The organism is Paenarthrobacter sp. 22069, from assembly GCF_052046035.1.
GTDB lineage: Bacteria > Actinomycetota > Actinomycetes > Actinomycetales > Micrococcaceae > Arthrobacter.
The window spans coordinates 194,465-214,208 of sequence record NZ_JBQEQF010000001.1 but is presented as its reverse complement, the minus strand read 5'-3'; the positions used below and the strand labels follow the sequence as shown (position 1 = coordinate 214,208).

General features: G+C 67.3%; 21 protein-coding genes and 1 tRNA gene. 11 read left to right on the top strand and 11 right to left on the bottom strand.

Going from position 1 to position 19,744, the window contains the following annotated elements:
* Window positions 1-4 precede the first annotated feature (4 nt).
* Complete coding sequence (locus ACTJK0_RS01075; RefSeq protein ID WP_110541408.1) at window positions 5-490, bottom strand: Fur family transcriptional regulator; 486 nt, start codon at window positions 488-490, stop codon at window positions 5-7.
* A gap of 80 nt (window positions 491-570) precedes the next feature.
* Between ACTJK0_RS01075 and ACTJK0_RS01070 the strand changes: the two genes are divergently transcribed.
* On the top strand, window positions 571-1,842 hold the full coding sequence (locus ACTJK0_RS01070) for an MFS transporter (protein ID WP_440743938.1): 1,272 nt from the start codon (window positions 571-573) through the stop codon (window positions 1,840-1,842).
* 28 nt (window positions 1,843-1,870) lie between these two features.
* On the top strand, window positions 1,871-2,737 hold the full coding sequence (htpX, locus tag ACTJK0_RS01065) for a zinc metalloprotease HtpX (RefSeq protein ID WP_110541406.1): 867 nt from the start codon (window positions 1,871-1,873) through the stop codon (window positions 2,735-2,737).
* A gap of 33 nt (window positions 2,738-2,770) precedes the next feature.
* Here the strand turns inward: htpX and efeB are convergent, their stop codons facing one another.
* The 4 genes from efeB to ACTJK0_RS01045 form a co-directional block, all read right to left on the bottom strand.
* Window positions 2,771-4,144 (bottom strand): iron uptake transporter deferrochelatase/peroxidase subunit, encoded by a 1,374-nt coding sequence (gene efeB / locus ACTJK0_RS01060; protein WP_110541405.1) that lies wholly within the window; start codon window positions 4,142-4,144, stop codon window positions 2,771-2,773.
* Complete coding sequence (efeO, locus tag ACTJK0_RS01055; RefSeq protein WP_440743937.1) at window positions 4,141-5,337, bottom strand: iron uptake system protein EfeO; 1,197 nt, start codon at window positions 5,335-5,337, stop codon at window positions 4,141-4,143. The genes efeB and efeO overlap by 4 nt, the downstream gene beginning before the upstream one ends.
* A gap of 30 nt (window positions 5,338-5,367) precedes the next feature.
* Window positions 5,368-6,228, bottom strand: coding sequence for an iron uptake transporter permease EfeU (gene efeU, locus ACTJK0_RS01050; RefSeq protein WP_440743936.1), 861 nt, complete (start codon window positions 6,226-6,228; stop codon window positions 5,368-5,370).
* 234 nt (window positions 6,229-6,462) lie between these two features.
* On the bottom strand, window positions 6,463-6,954 hold the full coding sequence (locus ACTJK0_RS01045; protein WP_440743935.1) for a YajQ family cyclic di-GMP-binding protein: 492 nt from the start codon (window positions 6,952-6,954) through the stop codon (window positions 6,463-6,465).
* A 186-nt stretch (window positions 6,955-7,140) separates the two neighbouring features.
* Between ACTJK0_RS01045 and ACTJK0_RS01040 the strand changes: the two genes are divergently transcribed.
* From ACTJK0_RS01040 to ACTJK0_RS01030, 3 genes are all read left to right on the top strand, one after another.
* On the top strand, window positions 7,141-7,395 hold the full coding sequence (locus tag ACTJK0_RS01040) for a hypothetical protein (protein WP_440743934.1): 255 nt from the start codon (window positions 7,141-7,143) through the stop codon (window positions 7,393-7,395).
* Window positions 7,396-7,548: 153 nt separating this feature from the next.
* A tRNA-Tyr gene (locus tag ACTJK0_RS01035) sits at window positions 7,549-7,630 on the top strand.
* A 184-nt stretch (window positions 7,631-7,814) separates the two neighbouring features.
* Window positions 7,815-8,240: a CBS domain-containing protein gene (locus ACTJK0_RS01030; protein ID WP_440743933.1), complete on the top strand. Its 426-nt coding sequence runs from the start codon at window positions 7,815-7,817 to the stop codon at window positions 8,238-8,240.
* 87 nt (window positions 8,241-8,327) lie between these two features.
* On the opposite strand, the gene ACTJK0_RS01025 is transcribed toward ACTJK0_RS01030, so the two are convergent.
* Both ACTJK0_RS01025 and ACTJK0_RS01020 read right to left on the bottom strand, forming a co-directional pair.
* Window positions 8,328-9,326, bottom strand: a complete 999-nt coding sequence (locus ACTJK0_RS01025; RefSeq protein ID WP_440743932.1) for a LysM peptidoglycan-binding domain-containing protein — start codon at window positions 9,324-9,326, stop codon at window positions 8,328-8,330.
* 417 nt (window positions 9,327-9,743) lie between these two features.
* On the bottom strand, window positions 9,744-10,478 hold the full coding sequence (locus tag ACTJK0_RS01020; RefSeq protein ID WP_440743931.1) for a potassium channel family protein: 735 nt from the start codon (window positions 10,476-10,478) through the stop codon (window positions 9,744-9,746).
* A gap of 70 nt (window positions 10,479-10,548) precedes the next feature.
* Here ACTJK0_RS01020 and ACTJK0_RS01015 point away from each other — a divergent pair, with 70 nt between their 5' ends.
* Window positions 10,549-11,103 carry a thioesterase family protein gene (locus ACTJK0_RS01015; protein WP_110541398.1) on the top strand — a complete coding sequence of 185 codons (555 nt, stop codon included), beginning with the start codon at window positions 10,549-10,551 and terminating at the stop codon, window positions 11,101-11,103.
* A gap of 93 nt (window positions 11,104-11,196) precedes the next feature.
* Window positions 11,197-11,622, top strand: coding sequence for a thioredoxin family protein (locus tag ACTJK0_RS01010; protein ID WP_110541397.1), 426 nt, complete (start codon window positions 11,197-11,199; stop codon window positions 11,620-11,622).
* A 61-nt stretch (window positions 11,623-11,683) separates the two neighbouring features.
* Here the strand turns inward: ACTJK0_RS01010 and ACTJK0_RS01005 are convergent, their stop codons facing one another.
* Entirely contained in the window at window positions 11,684-11,962 is a 279-nt protein-coding gene (locus ACTJK0_RS01005; protein ID WP_110541396.1) for an antibiotic biosynthesis monooxygenase, read from the bottom strand.
* 104 nt (window positions 11,963-12,066) lie between these two features.
* On the opposite strand from ACTJK0_RS01005, the gene ACTJK0_RS01000 reads away from it, so the two are divergent.
* A complete protein-coding gene (locus tag ACTJK0_RS01000) occupies window positions 12,067-13,743 on the top strand; it encodes an AMP-binding protein (protein ID WP_440743930.1) in 1,677 nt (558 codons plus the stop codon).
* On the opposite strand, the gene ACTJK0_RS00995 is transcribed toward ACTJK0_RS01000, so the two are convergent.
* Window positions 13,740-14,252 carry a hypothetical protein gene (locus tag ACTJK0_RS00995; RefSeq protein WP_110541394.1) on the bottom strand — a complete coding sequence of 171 codons (513 nt, stop codon included), beginning with the start codon at window positions 14,250-14,252 and terminating at the stop codon, window positions 13,740-13,742. The genes ACTJK0_RS01000 and ACTJK0_RS00995 overlap by 4 nt on opposite strands.
* A 121-nt stretch (window positions 14,253-14,373) precedes the next feature.
* Window positions 14,374-15,357 (bottom strand): DNA-3-methyladenine glycosylase family protein, encoded by a 984-nt coding sequence (locus ACTJK0_RS00990; RefSeq protein WP_440743929.1) that lies wholly within the window; start codon window positions 15,355-15,357, stop codon window positions 14,374-14,376.
* 135 nt (window positions 15,358-15,492) lie between these two features.
* Between ACTJK0_RS00990 and ACTJK0_RS00985 the strand changes: the two genes are divergently transcribed.
* Complete coding sequence (locus ACTJK0_RS00985) at window positions 15,493-15,900, top strand: VOC family protein (protein WP_440743928.1); 408 nt, start codon at window positions 15,493-15,495, stop codon at window positions 15,898-15,900.
* 18 nt (window positions 15,901-15,918) lie between these two features.
* Here ACTJK0_RS00985 and ACTJK0_RS00980 read toward each other — a convergent pair whose 3' ends face one another.
* Window positions 15,919-17,106: an SLC13 family permease gene (locus ACTJK0_RS00980; protein WP_440743927.1), complete on the bottom strand. Its 1,188-nt coding sequence runs from the start codon at window positions 17,104-17,106 to the stop codon at window positions 15,919-15,921.
* Window positions 17,107-17,165: 59 nt separating this feature from the next.
* Between ACTJK0_RS00980 and ACTJK0_RS00975 the strand changes: the two genes are divergently transcribed.
* Window positions 17,166-18,551 (top strand): cystathionine beta-synthase, encoded by a 1,386-nt coding sequence (locus ACTJK0_RS00975; RefSeq protein ID WP_440743926.1) that lies wholly within the window; start codon window positions 17,166-17,168, stop codon window positions 18,549-18,551.
* Between the two features lie 29 nt (window positions 18,552-18,580).
* Window positions 18,581-19,744, top strand: coding sequence for a cystathionine gamma-synthase (locus ACTJK0_RS00970; RefSeq protein WP_110541390.1), 1,164 nt, complete (start codon window positions 18,581-18,583; stop codon window positions 19,742-19,744).

The window sequence follows — 19,744 nt, the reverse complement described above, 5'->3', positions numbered from 1 at the left end:
TCTCCTATTTCTCTTTTTCTTGCGAGGGACTGTGGGGAGGAAGTTGTTGGGCCTGCTGGCAGTCCTGGCAGATGCCCTGGTACATGACATCCGCGATCTGGATGGTCATGGGCTTGGCGTCCGGGTTCCAGTGCGGCGTGAGGCACGGGGCGTGGCCGACGGCGCAGTCCACGTCCTCCACGCGGCCGCAGCTGATGCAGATGGCGTGGTGGTGGTTGTCGCCTACCCGGGTTTCGTACAGTGCGGGGGAGTGCGGAGGCTCGAAGCGGCGCAGCATGTGCAGGTCCGTCAGGTCACCCAGGACAACGTAGACGGACTGGGCCGTCAGTTCGGGCAGTTCCGCCCGGGCGGCGGCAAGGATGCTTTCGGCGGGGGAATGGGGGTGGCGTTCGACGGCGGCCAGCACGGCCAGCCGCTGCCTGGTCACCCTGCGGCCGTGGGCCCGCAGGGCTGCGGCCCATGCGTCCTGGCCGTCAAAGTGCTCCGTCATGACTCCATTGAAACACTTATTTTGATCAACTCACAATAAGGCGGGGCTAACCTTTCCGTGTCGCCCATTACTGTTACGGGGTGGGGAAATTACTTGCCGATGTCACACCGCTGAAGGAAAGCCCCGCATTCCGCCGGCTCTGGCTGGGATCGGCGGTTTCCGCCGTCGGCAGCCAGCTCACGCTGGTGGCCGTGAGCCTGGAGGTGTACCGGCTGACCCAGGACAGCTTCTATGTGGGGCTGCTGGGCATTTTCGCGCTGGTACCCCTGGTAGTGGGCGGCCTCATGGGCGGCTCCATCGCGGACGCGCACGACCGCCGGCGGATCGCCCTGCTGGCCACCGCCGTCCTGTGGCTGACCACGGGCCTGATCGCGCTGCAGGCCTGGGTGCACCTGGGCAGCGTGTGGGTGCTGTACCTGCTGGTGGCGCTGCAGAGCGGGGCCCAGGCCATCAACCAGCCGGCCCGCAGCGCCATCATCCCCATGCTCCTGCGCAAGGAACTCCTGCCGGCCGCCAACGCCCTGAGCATGCTGTCCCTGGGGCTTGCCATGACTGCGGGGCCGCTGCTGGCGGGCCTCCTGGTGGCCTGGCTCGGATTTGGCTGGACCTACACCATCGACTTCGCCAGCTTCGCCTTCGTCCTCTGGGCCGTGTACCGGCTCCCGCCCATGGCACCCACCGGGAGCAGCCACAAGGCAGGGGTCCGCTCCGTCATTGAGGGGTTCGCCTTTCTCGGCACCCGGCCCAACCTCCGGATGACCTTCATCATTGACCTCGTCGCCATGGTCCTGGCCCAGCCGCGGGCGCTGCTGCCCGCCGTCGCGGCCCTCATGCTGGGCGGCGGCGAAGCCACCGTGGGCATCCTGCTGGCATGCACCGCCGTGGGCGCGTTCCTTGCCGGCCTGTTCTCCGGGCCCCTGGGCAGCGTGCGGCGCCAGGGGACCGCCGTCGTGGTATCGGTGATGGGGTGGGGCGCGTCCATTGCGGCGTTCGGGCTGGTGGTGCTGCTCGCTGGCCCCGCTCCGGATGGCGGGATGACCCCGTGGCTCGTACCGGCCGCCGTCTGCTGCGCCCTGGCCGGCATCGCCGACTCCATCAGCAGCGTCTTCCGGAACACCATCCTGCAAGCCGCAGCACCCGACCACCTGCGGGGCCGGCTTCAGGGCGTCTTCATCGTGGTGGTTGCCGGCGGCCCGAGGATCGGCGACCTGCTGGCGGGCGGCGCGACTAAGATTTTGAGTGAGGGCTGGGTCCTGCTGTTCGGCGGTGTGCTGTGCATCGCGGGGGCATGGCTGGCGGCGAAGCTGCAGCCGGGCTTCCGCCTGTACGATGCGCGGAACCCGCTGCCCTAGCAAGCCGTTCCTGTAATGAGGAGGAAACGTGCACAACCACCACAATGGCCTTAAGACGGCCGCGCTGTTCGGCGTGCTGTGGGCCGTGCTGCTGGGCCTTGGCGGGCTCATCGGCATCGGGACGCGCAGCTCGGCGCCCATCTGGATCATGGCCCTCATCGGCGTCGGCACCACGTTCTACGGCTACTGGAACAGCGACAAGATCGCCATCCGATCCATGCAGGCCTTCCCGGTCACCGAAGCCCAGGCCCCGCAGCTCTACCAGATCGTCCGCGAGCTCTCCATGCGCGCCAACCAGCCCATGCCGCGCATCTATGTGTCGCCCACCATGAACCCCAACGCGTTCGCCACCGGACGCAACCCGCAGAACGCCGCGGTCTGCTGCACCGAGGGCATCCTGCAGCTCCTGGATGCACGCGAACTCCGCGGCGTCCTGGGCCACGAACTCATGCACGTCTACAACCGCGACATCCTCACCTCATCCGTGGCCGCCGCCGTCGCCGGCGTGATCACCTCGGTAGGCCAGATGCTGCTGTTCTTCGGCGGCGGCGACCGGCGCAACGCCAACCCGCTGGCCATGATTGCCATGGCCCTGCTGGCGCCGTTCGCGGCATCCCTGATCCAGATGGCCATCTCCCGGACCAGGGAGTACGACGCCGACGAGGACGGTTCACAGCTCACCGGCGATCCGCTGGCGCTCGCCTCAGCCCTGGCCAAGATCGAGCGCGGCGTCAGCATCGCGCCCCTGCCGCAGGACCAGCGGCTGGTCAACGCGTCCCACCTGATGATTGCCAATCCGTTCCGCGGCGGCGCCATCAACAAGCTGTTCGCCACCCACCCGCCCATGCGGGACCGGATCGCCCGGCTGGAGCGGATGGCCGGCCGGCAGCCCTAGCCGGGAACGCGGCGTCGGTCCGGACGGGGCCGGCTACGTGAAGAGCCCCTCGCCGATAAAGCCGCCCGGCTTCACGCCGCGGGGTACCGCGAACAGTCCGGAGCCCGTGTGCTTCAGGTACTCCACGGCCAGGGTGTCGCCCTTGGCCATCGCCATCTGCATGGGGACGTAGTGCGTCCGGGGATCGGTGACGAAGGCAATAAAGAACAGGCCGGCGTCCAGGTGCCCCACGCCGTCGGAACCGTCAGTGTAGTTGTAGCCCCGGCGCAGCATCCGCACTCCGCTGTTCTGGTTCGGGTGGGCCATCCGCACATGTGAATCGAGCGGAATCAGCGGTTTGCCGCCCTTGCCCTGACGGGTGAAATCGGGTTCGGTGAACTCCTCGCCGCCGGACAGGGGCGCGCCCGAGCCCTTGGTCCGGCCGATCAGGCCCTCCTGTTCGCCTAGCGAGGTACGGTCCCAGATCTCGATGTGCATCCGGATCCGGCGGGCCACGAGGAAGCTGCCGCCGGCCATCCAGGCATCCTGGGGCCTGGCCGCGGCTGCCCACACGTGCTGGTCCAGCAGCTGCTCATCCTCGACCTTGAGGTTGTTGGTGCCGTCCTTGAACCCGAAGAGGTTCCGCGGTGTCTGTTGGGCCCGGGACGTGGAGGAGGTCCGGCCGAAGCCAAGCTGGGACCAGCGGACCCGCACCTTGCCGAAGCCGATCCTGGCCAGGTTCCGGATCGCGTGCACGGCCACCTGCGGGTCATCGGCGCAGGCCTGCACCACCAGGTCGCCGCCGCTGCGGGCCGGGTCCAGGTCGTCGCCGGGGAAGTGCGGCAGGTCGATCAAGGCTTCAGGCTTCCGGCCGTCCAGGCCGAAGCGGGCCGTCCCGTCCTTTTCGAACAGGCCGGCACCGAAACCGAAGGTCAGGGTCAGTTTTCCGGCATTGAGGCCCAGCGCTTCGCCGGTGTCCTCGGGAGGGGCTCCGTAGGGGCCGTCCACCGCGCCGGTTGCGCCGGCCGGACGGCCCTGGGTCAGGGCTTCCGCGGCCTGCGTCCAGTCTTTGAGCAGCTGGATGAGTTCGTCGCGCTTGGTGGTGGTGACGTCGAACGCGGCCATGTGCAGGCGGTCCTGGGCCGGGGTGGTGATTCCCGCCTGGTGCTCCCCATGGAAGGGAACCACGGGGCTGTCCGCAGCCGGCGGGGTGGCGGAGGCGGCCACGGCGTCGTGCCCCAGAAAGCCTGCGGCAAGGCCCGCGGCGGCACCGCCCAGCCCGGCGATGCCAAACAGGCCGCGCCTGCTCAGGCGCGCTCCCGCCGTCGGCTGTCCATTGTCCAGGGCATTCCGCTGCTGTTCAGCGGCGGCATCATCCTGGGGCGCGGACGTTTCCGGCGGCCGGCCGCCAAAGGGACAGCCGGTCACAGGACCACCGCAGCGGTCAGCCGGGACAACGGTTCCCCGAGCGCGTCCACCAGGGATGCCAGCTTCTGGACCTGCTCCGGCGCCAGCTTGTCGTAGGAGGTGAAGCCGGAACCCTGGGCGTGCGTGGCCAGCTCAGCCTGCAGCGCGGCGAACTTCTCATCGAGCGAGGCGGCCAGGGCGGAATCCTTTTGTTGCAGGGCGGGCTTCAGGCTCTCGAAGGCGATGCGGGCGCCGTCGACGTTCGCCTGGAAGTCCCAGAGATCCGTGTGCGACCAGATCTCTTCCTCGCCGGTCACCTTCCCGGTGGCAACCTCATCCAGCAACTCCTTGGCTCCGTTGCCCAGCATGTCTGCGGAGATCTCAAGCGTGCGGGTGCGCTCCACCAGGTCCTTGGTGTCGGCGACCATGCGGTCTGCAATGGCGGAACGTTCGGCCGGCGCCATGGCTGTGTAGCCGGCGGGCGGGAAAAGGTCCTTTTCGGCGCGGTGCCAGCCGGTCCACTCCTGGCCCGGTTCAAGGTCGGCCTCACGGGCATCAAGCTGCGGGTCGAGGTCACCGAAAGACTCTGCCACAGGCTCGATCCGTTCCCAGTGCTGGCGCGTGGCCGCGTAGAGCGAGCGCGCCTGCTCCGCGTTGCCGGCCTTGAAGGCCGCCGCGAACTGCTCGGTGCCGGTGAGCAGTTGTTCGCTCTGGTCCTTGACGTAGGACCCGTACTGCGTGGTGGCGGTATCCAGGAGGTGCTGGAAATCCGCGTCGGCCGAGGGCTGGTTTCCGGACTGGGTCACTTCCAGGGCGGCCCTGATCCCGTCGCCCTCCATGCCAGGCTTGCAGGCTGTTGTGTAGGTGCCTGGCGGGGCGGTGACCACCAGGTTGCGGCTCAGTCCCGGGCCAATGTTCTCCACTTCGCCCAGGATGCGCAGCCCGTCCGCTGCCAGGAGGTAGAACTCGGTGACTTCGGTGCCCTCGTTCTTGACCGAGAACGTGAGGTTGCCGCTGGGCACGCTGGTGGCAGAGACCTTGCATTCGGAGTTTGAACTGACGACGTTGATGGCTCCGCCGGAGGTGTCTGCCGCCTTGGTGTTGTCCGTGCAGCCGGTCAGGACCAGGGGGACGGACAGGACGGCGGCGGCCACGAGAACCGTCTTCCGTGGGCCGGTGGTGCCGGCGTTTTTGGGCAGGGTGAAGCAGGGCATGGGGATTCCTTTGGTGCGGGTGAGGGGGATTTAAGCGGCTGCCACGGCCTTGACGGCGGTGTTGTTTTCGGAGCCGGCCGGTCTGGACGGTGCCTTGCGGTTGGTGCGGAGGTACAGGAACAGCACGGGGAGCACGTAGAGGAGCCACGCTCCGGCTTCCAGCCAGGTGGTGGCGGGGGAGAAGTTGAGGGTGCCCTTGAGCAGGGTGCCGTACCAGGACGACGGCGGGACGGCGCCGCTGATGTCAAAGGCCAGGGTGTGCAGTCCCGGCAGGATGCGGGCTTCCTGGAGGTCATGGATGCCGTAGGAGAGGACGCCGCCGGCGATGACGATCAGGGCCGCGCCCGTCCAGGTGAAGAAGCGGGAAAGGTTGACCTTGAGCACGCCCCGGTGGAGCAGGTAGCCGAACGCTGCCGCCGCGGCCAGGCCGAGCAAGGCGCCAATCAGTGGCTGGGTGGACTCGCCGGTGGCCTTGGCGGCCGCCCAGAGGAAGAGGGCCGTTTCCAGGCCTTCACGGCCGACGGCAATGGCAGCTACCAGGGCCAGGCCCCAGCCTGCTCCGCCCGCTGACTTGTCCACGCGGGATTTCAGGTCGCTTCCCAGGGTCCGTGCGGTGCGGGCCATCCAGAAGACCATCCACGTCACCAGGCCGACGGCGGCAACGGACAAGGTGCCCCCGATCGCTTCCTGCGCCTCAAAGGTGAGGCCCTTGGGCCCGAAGGTGAGCAGGGCGCCGAAGGCGACGGACACGGCAACCGCGGCTGCCACCCCCACCCAGAGCCTGGGAATGAGGTGGCGGCGGTCCGTTTTGGCCAGGTAGGCCATGAGCAGGACCACCACCAGGGTGGCTTCGAGTCCTTCGCGCAGACCTATCAGGAAGTTGGCAGTCATGGAGTGTTCTTTCGCTCAGCCTGCCCTTACTTAGGCAGTCCTAAGGAAGAGGTTACCTGCCGCTGCGGATTACGCAAACTAAATGTGCCGTAATCCGCTGCCTGTTACATGCGCAGTTTCGTCCACCCTGGGCGGCCCCGACGCGCAAAAAGGCCGGCGCACCCACAATGCGGGGTGCGCCGGCCTTCAGCTGCAGCGGGAAACTCTTTGCGCGTCGAAACGGCAGGGATGGTCCTAGCTGCGGAAGTTCACGAACTGCAGGTCGGCTTCGTCGAAGTCCTTCAACAGTGCCATGGTCGCCTGCAGGTCGTCACGGGACTTGGAGGAGACGCGCAGCTCGTCGCCCTGAATCTGGGACTTGACCGACTTGGGGCCTTCGTCCCGGATGAGCTTGTTGATCTTCTTGGCCAGGTCCTGGGCAATGCCCTCCTTGATGGAGGCCTCCAGGCGGTACTCCTTGCCGGAAGCAAAGGGCTCGCCGCTGTCCAGGGACTTGAGCGAGATGCCGCGCTTGATCAGCTTGGACTGGAAGACATCCAGGACAGCCTTGACGCGTTCCTCCGAGTTGGCCTTCATGAGAATCTTCTCGCCGCTGAAGTCGATCTCCGCGCCGACGCCCTTGAAGTCGTAGCGCTGGGCAATTTCCTTCTGCGACTGGTTGAGGGCGTTGGCGACCTCCTGCTTGTCCACCTTGCTTACGACGTCGAACGTTGACTCGCCTGCCATGACTCTCCTTTGTTGATGGGAGCCCTGTGCGGGAACAGGGCCTAAATCACTGGCATCCAGCCTAGTACGGATGCGCGGACCGGTGGGGGTGCGGGATTCACAGTTCCCTCTCAGCGGACACCCCGAAGGAACGAAGGAGCGCTGGCCAGAGTTGGAGCAGTTGTACTGCAGTTCGAAGGGAACACCATGCAAAGCAAAGCCGCCGGTTACGTCACCCGCACCACGACAGCAGCAGCCGGGGCGGTGGCCACGGCGGCAACGTCCGTGGCCGCAGCTGCTGTGGCGGCCTCCATCATCTTCAGTCCGGTGGCGGATGCGTCTTCGAGGATGGACGGGGTGCGGGCGGACCTGCAGAGGGCCGTGCAGCTGAATCAGATCACCGAGGAACAGGCCCTGAGCTTCGAGGCCAAGCTGGCCGGACGGATCCTCGGCGGCTCCTGACCGTCGGGTTTTCCGCGCCGGCGCGGGNCCCGGAGCCCGATTCGATTCTTCGGCGGAAGTTCTGTAAAGTTGTCTTGCCCGCGGTTACTGAAGCGGAATGGACCGGAAACGGACGCTCCGAACACTGCATCGGCGGGTACTTCTTTGAAGTTCGGCAGATTACCCGAGCGGCCAAAGGGGGCTGACTGTAAATCAGCTGGCAACGCCTACGGGGGTTCGAATCCCTCATCTGCCACCCAAGGAAAGACCTCCGGAACCACCAGGTTCCGGAGGTTTTTTGTTGTCCGGCACCCATGGCAGGTGCCCCTCGGGGAGCCGCAAAACGCCGTCGACACCATGGTGGTCCGGGCGTAGTCTGGCAGAATCGGCGCACGCGCCCGATGCCCTGCGTCGATAATCCATCGATGAAGGAGGAGCCAGTGAGTGCTGTACGTGAATTCATGACCACGGATGCGCGATGCATCCGTGAAAGCGAGTCCCTTGTGGACGCGGCCCGGATGATGATGGACCTCGACTGCGGCGCCCTGCCCATCTGCGGGGACGATGGCAAGTTGAAGGGCATGATTACCGACCGCGACATTGTGCTCAAGTGCGTCGCCGCCGGCCGCGATCCCAGCCAGATGATGGCGCGTGACCTCGCCTCGGGCAAGCCGTACTGCATCGACGCCGACGCCAATGTCGACGCTGCCATCGACATGATGGAGAAGCACCAGATCCGCCGCCTTCCCGTGATCTCGGACCACAGGCTGGTGGGCATCATCAGCCAGGGTGACATCGCGCGCAACTACTCCGAGCAGCGCGTGGGCGAACTGGTTGAACACATCTCGGAGCGGCACGGCGTGTAGCGCCTGCGGCGCATCGTGGCCTTGTCCGCGGATCCACCCCCTGGGGCCCGGATCCGCGGACAAGCTTTTAAGTGCTGACTGGGCGGATCAGTTCAGTGCGATCAGGAGCATCTGGCTGGTGCCCGGAATGCAGGTCTGAAGGATGGCCCGGGGGAAGCCGCCGAAGACCGCAATCACATCGTTGGTGGTGCCTGGATTGGGAACTGTTCCGCGGCCGGTCACCGTATAGGTGCCATAGCCGGGGATGCTCACCGTCTCGCCCACGCCGATGCCGGAGAACCGTGCCCACCCGCCGCAGAAATCGTGCTCCGTGATGAACAGCGAGTATCCGTCGTTGGGCGTGAAGTGGATCGGCCCGATGCAGGCGTCCACCATGGCCTGGCCCCCGGAGCCGGCAACGTAGATGGTCCGGATGGCAGGCGCTGCGGGTGCAGGCGCGGGAGCCGGGGCCGGAGCGGCGGCAGGTGCCGGAGCCGCTGCCGGTGCGGCAGCAACCGGAGCAGGGGCAGGTGCTGCCACCGCTACCGGGGGTCCGGTCAGCAGGAGCGTCTGGCCCGGGTAGATGATGCTGTAGGCGCTGAGGCCGTTGGCCGCCAGCATCGCATTCATGTCCACGCCGTGGCCTGCGGCGATCGCGCCGACGGTATCGCCCGGCGCCACCGTGTACAGGTTGGGGTCACCGGCTGGTTCGGGTGCCGGAGCGGGGGCCGGTTCCGGTGCGGGGGCGGGGGCCGGGTCCGGCGGTGCCGGCGCTGCTTCGGCCGCCGGAACTGCGGCGGCCGGTGCCGCAGCTTGCTCACTTTGGCTGCCGGCGCCGGACGATGCGCCCGGATCGGAAGGCGTGCTCGTTGGCGGCGGTGGGGCAGCCTCTGCCACCTGGGCCGCCGCCGTGGCTCCACCGCTGAAGGTGGCGGGAGGCGCTGCCATGGCGCCCACTCCCACTGCGGCCACCACGGCCGCTGTTGCCATGCCGGCCCACAACTTGTTGCTAATGGCCGGGCGGACGGTGTTAAGGTCCGTCCGGGGTTCGTCGGTGACGAAGCTTCTGCTCGTGCCGTCGGGTGAGGTGAATTCTTTCTGTTTCATGGGTAGGCCCATCCGGGGACGGTCCGGCCAGGCGTGCCTTTGGGGCATGCCAGGTCGCCGGACGGATCGAGATGTGATGCGCCGCCGGCACCGGCATCTGCCGAAGCCGCAGGCGGCACAGATTGGAGGCATCCGCATACCCAGAAAATGCGGAGCTCCGCGTGAAGGCGGGTTTCCCGGAAGCTACCCGGGGGACCCGCCAGTGCGTGTTGGTCCTAGGAATCCCGAGTCTAGGAACGACGCCGCAGCGCGGGCACCAGTAGGAATTACCCGAGTTTTCGGCTGCGCTACCCGCCGGCTGCAGTCCCGCTACTCAGGCCTGGGACTGCCGGATACTTGCCGCCTGCGCGACCTTCCAACCGCCCCGCGTCCAACTGCGGCACGCATTCAGCCTGGGGAGGCAGGGGGGGTATCCGGCTACAGCGTCCGGCGTTCCCGCAGTTCGGCGATCTCGCGCCGGAGCGAAGCGATCTCGGCCACCAGTTCGGTTACCTCGATGCGCAGCGGCTCTTCCACGGCTTCGGCCACTGTTTCGGCCGTGTCCTCCACCCGCTGGACCAGCCAGGACGCAATGGACGCGGTCACCACACCCAGCACGGCGATGCCGCTCATCATGAGTGCGGTGGCCACCAACCGCCCGATTGCCGTGACCGGATACATGTCCCCGTAGCCGACCGTGGTGATCGTGGCCGTGGCCCACCAGAGGGCGTCGCCGAACGTGGTGATCCTGGCGTCCGGAGCCCACTGCTCCACATCCAGCACCGCCAGTGCACCAACAAAAACCAGCAGCGCGGCGGAGGATGCCACATAGGTCACCACCCGGCCGCGAAGCGTTTCGCCGACGGTCCGGTGCAGAACCGACAACAACGTCACCAGGCGCAGCAGGCGCAGGGGCCGGAAGAACGGCAGCGCCACGATCAGCAGCTCATGAAGGTTCCGGACGAACCACTGCCGGCGGTTCTCCGCCAGCCACAGGTTCACCGCGTAGTCCAGGACGAAGACGCACCAGGTTGCCCACATGAGGCCCTCAAGCCAGTCCGCCCCGCTGCCCTCAACCCGGCCGATCACCTGACACGCGTACGCACTGAGGAAAACCAGCGCCGTAGCCATGAGGGGCCACTCTGCCAAGGCCCGGTAACGTTGCTGCGTCATGCAGGAAATCCTACGGGGAGGGAGGCAGGCGACCCTCCCGAAAAATGTTACTGATGGGTAACATTGAGGCATGCACCTGCTCCTGAGAACCCTCCTGATGCTCTTCCGCTCCCGCCGGCGCCGGCCACTGGCAGTGTGGGACCCGGCTTCCCTGCCGCTGCGCGTCCTGCCCACGGACATCGACATCGCCATGCACGTCAACAACGGCATGTACCTGTCGCTGATGGACCTGGGCCGGTTCGACCTGATGGTCCGCAGCGGAGTGTGGAAGCGGATGCGCCGCCGCGGCTGGAGCCCGGTGGTGTCCGCGGAAACCATCTCCTTCCGCAAATCCCTCCAGCTGTGGCAGGAATACACGATCGAAACCCGCATCATCGGGCTGGATACCAAGGCGATCCACTTCGAGCAGCGCATGGTGGCCGACGGCGAGATGTACGCGCGTGCCTACATTGCCACCCGGCTGGTCACCAGGGCCGGCCCGGTCAGCCAGGAGGACATCGTGGCCGAATTCGGCGCCCCTCCGGCTGACCTGGTGCTCCCGGAATGGATCCACGAGTGGCGCGCCTCCAGCGCCCTGCCCGGCAGCCGCACACCCGCCCCGCATCTCTGGGATGCAACCGCCTGAACCCGGTGGCGCCGTCGTCCTTACCCGTATTCCCGATGACGCGGGGAGCGAACACCCGCGACAGGCCCGGGGCGGGACGCGTACCGTGGACACATGGCTACCCTTGACATCACAGGTGAACAGTTCGCATCGACGATCGAAGGCAACGACATTGTCCTGGTCGATTTCTGGGCAGAATGGTGCGGCCCCTGCAAGCAGTTCGGCCCCACCTATTCGGCAGTATCCGAGAAGCACCCGGACGTCCTCTTCACCAAGGTGGACACCGAAGCCGAGCAGCAGCTCGCGGCGGAGGCAGGTATTACCTCCATTCCCACGCTGATGGCCTTCCGCGAGAAGGTCCTGGTGTTCTCCCAGCCCGGCGCGCTGAACGCCCAGCAGTTGGAACAGGTGGTGGACGCCGTGAAGGCGCTGGACATGGAAGAAGTCCACGCCCATGTGGCCCGCCAGCGGGAAGAAGCGGCGGCTGCCGCCGGCAAGCCGGCCGGGAACCAGGACGGCACGCAGATCCCCGATTTCTAAGACTCCTTAAAGCAAAAGTGCAGGACTTCCCACCGGAGGTCCTGCACTTTTTGCGTCTGTGTCAGACGCGTTCCACCTTGACCGGTTCGGCCAGCAGCGCGCTGAGGGATTCGTTCAGGTCCTGCACGGCGGTGCCCTTCGAGTGCTTGTCCAGGTCCTCCTCGGACGCCCACTGTTCGGTCAGCACCAGCTTCTCCTCCGTTGCTTCGGTGAGCTCGTAACGGATGCAGCCAGGCTCCTGCACCACCTCATCGATCGCGATTTCCAGGGCCAGCTTCACGCGGAAGAACTCGCCCTCGTTGGGGATGAACGTTGCTACAAGGTCAATGGGTGCACTCATGGATTTCACAATACCGGGCGCCGCGTGGCCTTCCGGCCGTGTTGCGCCCCGCTTCCGGCCCCGTCCTCCTTCTCCTGCCGCCATCCGGTTGGTAGCGTGCCAGCATGCGTGCTTACACAGCCGGGGACACTGACGTCCCGCTCCTGGAGGAAACCATTGGCGCGAACTTTGAACGCGTGGCCGCGCAGTTCCCGCTGCATGACGCCATGATCGAGGCCGCCCCGGTCCCGGGTGCGGATGCGCGCCGCTGGAGCTACACGAAGATGAACGACGACGTCGACCGGCTGGCACGGGCGCTCCTCGCCGTGGGGGTGGCCAAGGGGGAGCGGGTGGGCATCTGGAGCCCCAACTGCGCCGAGTGGACGCTGCTGCAGTACGCCACCGCCAAGGCCGGCGCCATCCTGGTCAACGTCAACCCGGCCTACCGCAGCCACGAACTCGAGTTCGTGGTCAAGCAGAACGGCATGCGCATGCTGTTCACGGCGCCATCGGACCGGAACAGCGACTACGTGGCCATGGCGCGCCAGGCACTCCTGACCTGCCCGGACCTGCAGGAGCTCGTCTTCCTCCCGGACCACGGCCTGGACACCCTGGCAGCCGGAAACCCCCAAGGTGACGCGGAACTGACGTACGCCGAGCTGCTCAAGCGTGCTGACGCCGTTGGACATTCCGTCCTGAAAGCCCGCATGGCTGAGCTCCACCCGCATGACCCCATCAACCTGCAGTACACCTCCGGCACCACGGGATTCCCCAAGGGCGCCACCCTGACCCACCACAACATCCTCAACAACGGCTACGCCATCGGTGAGCTGCTGGGGTACACCGACCGGGACCGCGTGGTCATCCCGGTGCCTTTCTACCACTGCTTCGGCATGGTGATCGGAAACCTTAACGCGCTCAGCCACGGTGCCGCCACCATCATTCCGGGCCGTGGCTTCTCGCCGGCCGCCGCCCTGGAGGCAGTGCAGGACTTCGGCGGCACATCGCTGTACGGGGTGCCCACCATGTTCATCGCCGAACTCGCGCTGCCGGACTTCGCCTCCTATGACCTCTCAACCCTCCGGACCGGCGTCATGGCGGGATCCCTGTGCCCCATCGAGGTGATGAACCGGGTGATCTCGGAAATGCACATGGTGGACGTGGCCATCTGCTACGGCATGACGGAGACCTCCCCGGTGTCCACCATGACCCGCAAGGGCGACACCCTGCGGCAGCGCACGGAGACGGTGGGCCGCACCATGCCGCAGCTGGAAAGCCGGATCGTGGACCCCGCCACCGGCGGGGAGCTGGAGCGCGGGCAGATCGGTGAGCTCTGCACCCGCGGCTACGCGGTAATGGCCGGGTACTGGAACCAGCCGGACAAGACCGCAGAGGCAATTGATGCAGACGGGTGGATGCACACCGGCGACCTCGCCCGGATGGATGGGGACGGCTACGTGGTGGTGGAGGGCAGGATCAAGGACATGGTGGTCCGGGGCGGTGAAAACATCTACCCCCGGGAAATCGAGGAGTTCCTTTACACCCACCCCGCCATCCAGGACGTGCAGGTGATCGGCGTTCCGGACCCCAAGTTCGGCGAGGAGCTCATGGCCTGCATCATCCTCAAGCCCGGAGCTGAACCGCTGGACGCTGCGGCGCTCGCGGAGTTCTGCCGCGGGAAGCTGGCGCACTACAAGATCCCCCGCTACGTGGAGGTCCGCGAAAGTTTCCCCATGACCGTTTCCGGGAAAGTCCGGAAAGTCCAGATGCGCGAGGAGGCCGTGGCCCGGCTGGGGCTTTAGGCCGGCGCCCTGCGCCGGGATGTGCCTGCGCGGACAGCAATGACGGCCACCACCGCAGCCGCCAGCGCCGCAGCAGCCAGGACAACGCTGCTGTCCCACCTCGTCAGTGAGACCGTGCGGGTGCTGCCGCTGGTGGTTTGGGTGGCAGGGATGTTCCACTCGGAGGGCGCCGGGAAGATTTCCGCCGGCAGCTTCTCCTGCTGGAGTTCGCGCCGGGCAGCCAGCCTCTCCCGGACGTCACCATCGGGGGCAGGCACCAGGGCGTCGGCCGCCACCGCCGCGGAAAGATCCACGATGTACGGCTCACCGTAGAACGCCGAGGACGCCACCGATTCCACCCAGGTTGCGGGCGGGGCATCCACGCCATGCCGGGAGAACGCGGCGCGCAGCATCCCGCGGATCTCCGCCATGCTTTTTCCGTCCGCCTCCCGGGTGACCTCGAAGATGGCCAGCTGGAGCCGCACTTTTTCATCCGCTGCCGGGTCCGTGCTGCCTGAAGGGGAAGCCATTGGAGTCCTTTCCATCGTGGTGCCGCACTCTGCCCCGCCGGGAGGCTGTCACCTTTGGCCGTACCCATCGCGGGGAGAATCAAGCGCGGGTGCCCGGGAGAGGGCGCCGATCAGGCATCGGTCAGTGCCCGCGGTGGTCCTGGATGGTCATCCGGGGGCCGAAGGTGGGCTTGCGGAAACCGGTGGCCTGGATCATCCGGACCACGCGCTGCCGGTGCCCCCGCCACGGTTCCAGCAGCCGGAGCATGCCGGCATCGTCCGTCCTGCGACCGGTCAGCGCGGCTCCCACGTAGGCAGCGAGGTGGTAGTCGCCCACGGAAATGGAGTCCGGGCAGCCGTGGGTGCGCTGCACCACCTCGGCAGCAGTCCAGACGCCGATGCCCGGAATGACCTGCATCTTTTCCGCTGCCAGCGCGGCCGGCAGCGCGGCGAGGCGTTCGAGCGCCGCGGCAGAACGCAGCGCCCGCATCACAGTGGCCGAGCGCTGCGGCCCCACCCCCGCCTTGTGCCACTCCCAGCTGGGAACCTGGAGCCACCCCGCCACGGTGGGCGGCACCAGCAGCCCGGCCGGCGTGGACATGCCGGCCCGGGGCGCCGGTGATCCAAAACGGTGCACCAGGTACCGGTAGGCACGCCGTGCCTCGATCACCGTCACCTTTTGTTCCAGGATGATCGGCACCAGCTGGTCCACCATGCGTCCGCTCGCGGGGAGCCGGACGGCCATGCTGCGCCGCCGCGCATCGCGGACCATCCGGGGGAGCGTGGCATGGAAGGACGGTTCATCGAAACCCTGCCAGTCGTCGTCGGCCCCAAGGAGGCGTGGCGCCGCCGCCACGGCCGCCGCGGCACCAGGGCCCCACGCCTGGACGTCCACCAGCGGGCCGCCCGCTTCACTACCGGCGGGGGCGAGCCGCAGCGTTGCCGGGCCTGCCGGCGTCGTAAACGCATTCCACATGACGTCGCCCTGCAGGCAGAAGGAGGGGTCGCTGTTGCCGCGCAGGAGCGGTCCCAAGGTACGGGAAAGGCTGTACGGGGCCTCCGGATACCACCGCACCGACACGTCCGCCGCGGCCGCCAGCCGGGGAGGTGCCTCTGCGATCGTCATGCCTTCAATCGTCCCACGGACCACCGACAGCGGCGGGACCATCGGCCCTTCTCCGCTTGAAAACAAGGGTTTACGATCGCCGCGCTGCAAAGAATGCGGTGCAAAAATGCCGTGCAATAAACAAGGAGGGCCACCATGGGTGGAGTAGTGCATTTCGAGATCCCCGCCGACGACCAGGACCGGGCCAGGAAGTTCTACCGGGAGGCGCTGGGCTGGCGGATCGAACCGGTGCCGGGGATGGACTACAACATGGTCATCACCACGGACATGGACGACGCCGGCCAGTCAACAACCCCCGGGGCCATCAACGGCGGGATGATGGCCAGGGATGGGCAGATCACCGGCCCGGTCATCACGGTCGACGTTCCGGACATTAACGCCACCCTCAGGAACGTTGAGGAGCTGGGCGGCTCGGTGGTGGTGCCCAAGAATGAGATTCCCGGTATGGGCTTCACCGCCTACTTCAAGGATCCGGAGGGAAACGTGCTGGGTCTCTGGGAAAACCTTCCCGCCGGCGAAGGGGACGCGGCCCCGGGCAGCTGACGCAGCTGACGGGTACGGTCAGGGCATCCCGGACGCCAGCCAGAGCGCCAGGACGGCCAGCGGAACCGTCAGGGCAACGGCCACCAGCCCCGCGAGGGCGAACCCGCCCCACCTGATGGGAACATTCAGTACCCGCAGCCGCTCATGCCAGAGCAGCGTGGCCAGGGATGCCCAGGGGCTCACCAGCGGCCCGAGGTTCACTCCGATCAGCAGTGCGGCAAGGCGTGCAGGGGATCCCGCCAGCGGTTCCAGGGCAAGGTAGGCCGGCAGGTTGTTTGCGGCGTTGGCCGCCGCCGTTCCCAGCCCGGCCAGCTGCAACAGGGCCGGCAGGCTGTCCCCGGCCCCCGCCACCCCCGCCAGCAGGTCGGTCAGCCCGTGCGCATGGAGCGCCTCCATCAGCATGAACAGGCCGACGGTCAGCATCAGCGGGCGCCACGGCACCATTGACCAGCGCAGGACCGCCGGACGCCGCCACACAAAGACGGCCAGCAGGACGGCCGCGGCCGCCAGCGCCGGATACTGGACCGGAACCCCGGACACCAGGGCGGGCAGAAGTACCAGCAATGTGCCTGCCGCAGCCCGCAGCAGGACCCGGTCGCCCACCGGGTGCGCAGGCTGCGGACCGTACGTTCCCCGGAGGTCCCGCCGGAACGCCAGCCACAGCAGCATTACCGGAACCAGCAGTCCCACCAGCGCGGGACCCCACACCAGGCCCGCGAAGTGCAACGCGTTCAGGCCCAGCCGGTCCTGGGCCAGAAGATTGGTCAGGTTGGATACCGGAAGCAGCAGGGACGCCGTGTTTGCCAGCCAAATACTGGTCAGGGCGAACGGCAGCGGCGGGATGCGGGCGTGGACAGCCAGGAGCACCACAACGGGGGTGACCAGCACGGCGGTGGTGTCCAGGGACAGGAACACGGTGGAGACCGCCGCCACGGCCACCACCAGCAGCCACAGGGAGAAGACCCGGCCACGGCCTAAGGCGGCCAGCCGGTCCGTCAACACCTTGAACAACCCGGCCTCGTCCACCAGTTCGGTCACCAGGGACATCGCCAGCACGAACGCCAGGATGGGGATGGTCCGGGACGCCAGCTCCCCGAAGGCAGGGAGAGGGAGCGCCCCGGCAGCCAGGGTGGCCGCGCCTGCGGCCAGGGCAACGCCGGGCAGCACGTAGCTCCGGGCGGCTTTCAGCCATGCGAACTGCTTCACCGGCCTATCCTCGCACCCGGGGCAGGGAACGCCCTGCAGGAAGCGGTAGCTTTGTACCTATGAAGTACGCCCAGTCCGTCCTGGACCTCATCGGCAACACCCCGCTCATCAAGCTCAACCACGTCACCGAGGGCATCAGGGCCACCGTCCTGGTCAAACTGGAGTACCTGAACCCGGGCGGTTCCATCAAGGACCGCATCGCGGCGCAGATGATCGAGGACGCTGAACGCGAGGGCAAGCTGAAGCCGGGCGGCACCATCGTGGAACCGACGTCGGGCAACACGGGCGTAGGCCTGGCCCTCGTGGCCCAGCAGAAGGGCTACAAGTGCGTCTTCGTGGTCCCGGACAAGGTGGGCGAGGACAAGCGTGCCGTGCTGCAGGCCTACGGGGCCGAAGTGGTGGTGACGCCCACCTCGGTTCCGCCGGACAGCCCGCAAAGCTACTACGGGGTGTCGGACCGGATCACCCGGGAGACGCCGGGCGCCTACAAGCCGGACCAGTTTTCCAACCCGGCCGCGCCGGGCAGCCACTACAAGACCACCGGTCCCGAAATCTGGCGGGACACCGACGGCAAGGTGACCCACTGCGTCATCGGTGCCGGCACCGGCGGCACCATCACCGGCACGGGCCGCTACCTGAAGGAGGTTTCGGCGCACCGGCCGGAGTCCGACGGCGGCGTGGTCCGGATCATCGGCGCGGACCCCGCAGGTTCGGTCTACTCGGGCGGCACCGGACGGCCCTACTTCGTTGAAGGCGTAGGCGAGGACATGTGGCCGGCCAACTACGACAAGTCCGTCCCGGACGAAGTCATCGCGGTCAGCGACGCTGATTCCTTCACCATGACCCGGCGGCTGGCCCGGGAAGAGGGCCTGCTGGTGGGTGGCTCCTCGGGCATGGCCGTGGTGGCTGCGCTGGAGGCGGCCCGCGACCTGCCGGAAAGCGCCGTCGTCGTCGTCATCCTGCCCGACTCGGGCCGCGGCTACCTGGCCAAGATCTTCAACGACCAGTGGATGCGGTCCTACGGTTTCCTCTCCGGCGGTGAGGAAACCTCCGTGGGGGAGGTCATCAAGTCCAAGAACGGCGAGCTGCCGGACCTGGTGCACATCCACCCCAACGAGTCGGTGCGCGACGTCATCAACATCATGACCGAGTTCGGCGTCAGCCACATCCCTGTCCTCTCACAGGAACCGCCGGTTGTCATGGGCGAGGTCCTGGGCGCCGTGGACGAACGCACCCTGACTGCCAAACTGTTCCGCGGCGAAGCAAAGCTGACGGACAAGATCTCCGAGCACATGGGCCCCAAGCTGCCCGTGATCGGATCGCTGGAAACCATCTCCGCCGCCAGGGAACTGCTCTCGGACTCGGATACCCTCATGGTCACCTTCGTGGGCGCACCCGTGGGCATCCTGACCCGGCACGACCTTCTGGCCTACCTCAGCAACTGACCCCCCAAGTTTCCCCGCAAAGGAGCACCATGTCCGCCTCCGAAAACCAAGGCTTCAACACCCGTGCCGTCCACGCCGGACAGGCCTTCGAACCCCGCACGGGAGCGGTGGTGCCGCCGCTGCACTTCAGCTCCACCTATGCCCAGGACGGCATCGGCGGGCTGCGCAGCGGCTACGAGTACGGCCGCGGCGGCAACCCCACCCGCGATGCCCTGCAGGAACAGCTCGCGGCGCTGGAGCTCGGCACCCATGCCTACAGCTTCAGCTCGGGGCTCGCAGCGGAAGACGCCCTGATCCGGGCGCTGACCCGCCCCGGTGACCACATCGTGCTCGGCAACGACGCCTACGGCGGCACCTACCGGCTGATCAGTCGCGTGCTGGGGGACTGGGGCATCGGCAACACCCCGGTGGACATGGCCAACCTGGACACCGTCCGCAGCGCCGTCGCCGCCCACAAGACCCGCTTCGTGTGGGTGGAGACGCCGTCCAACCCGCTGATGAAGATCACCGATATCGCCGCGCTCGCCGGCATAGCGCACGACGCCGGGGCCCTTTTGGTGGTCGACAACACCTTCGCGTCCCCCTACCTGCAGAACCCGCTCGCCCTGGGTGCCGACGTCGTAGTCCACTCCACCACCAAGTACATCGGCGGCCACTCCGACGTTGTGGGCGGCGCCGTGGTGGTGAAGGACGCGGAACTGGCCGACAAGATCGGGTTCGTCCAGTTCGCCGTCGGCGCCGTGTCCGGCCCGATGGATGCCTTCCTCACCACCCGCGGCCTGAAGACCCTCGGGGTCCGGATGGACCGGCACAGTGCGAACGGCCAGGCCGTGGCCGAATGGCTGCTGGAGCGTCCCGAAGTCGAGGCCGTCCTGTACCCGGGCCTGCCCACGCACCCGGGCCACGAGCTGGCCAAGAGGCAGATGCGCAGTTTCGGCGGCATGGTCTCGGTCCAGTTCAAGGGCGGTGAGGCAGCCGCCCGGAAAGTGGCGGAATCCACCTCCGTATTCACCCTCGCGGAATCGCTGGGCGGCATCGAATCGCTCATGAACTACCCGTCAGAGATGACGCACGCCTCGGTCAAGGGCACCGAGCTTGCCGTCCCGGTGAACCTGCTGCGCCTTTCCTGCGGCATCGAGGACGTGGAGGACCTGGTCGCGGACCTGGACCAGGCGTTCTCCGCCATCCCGTAA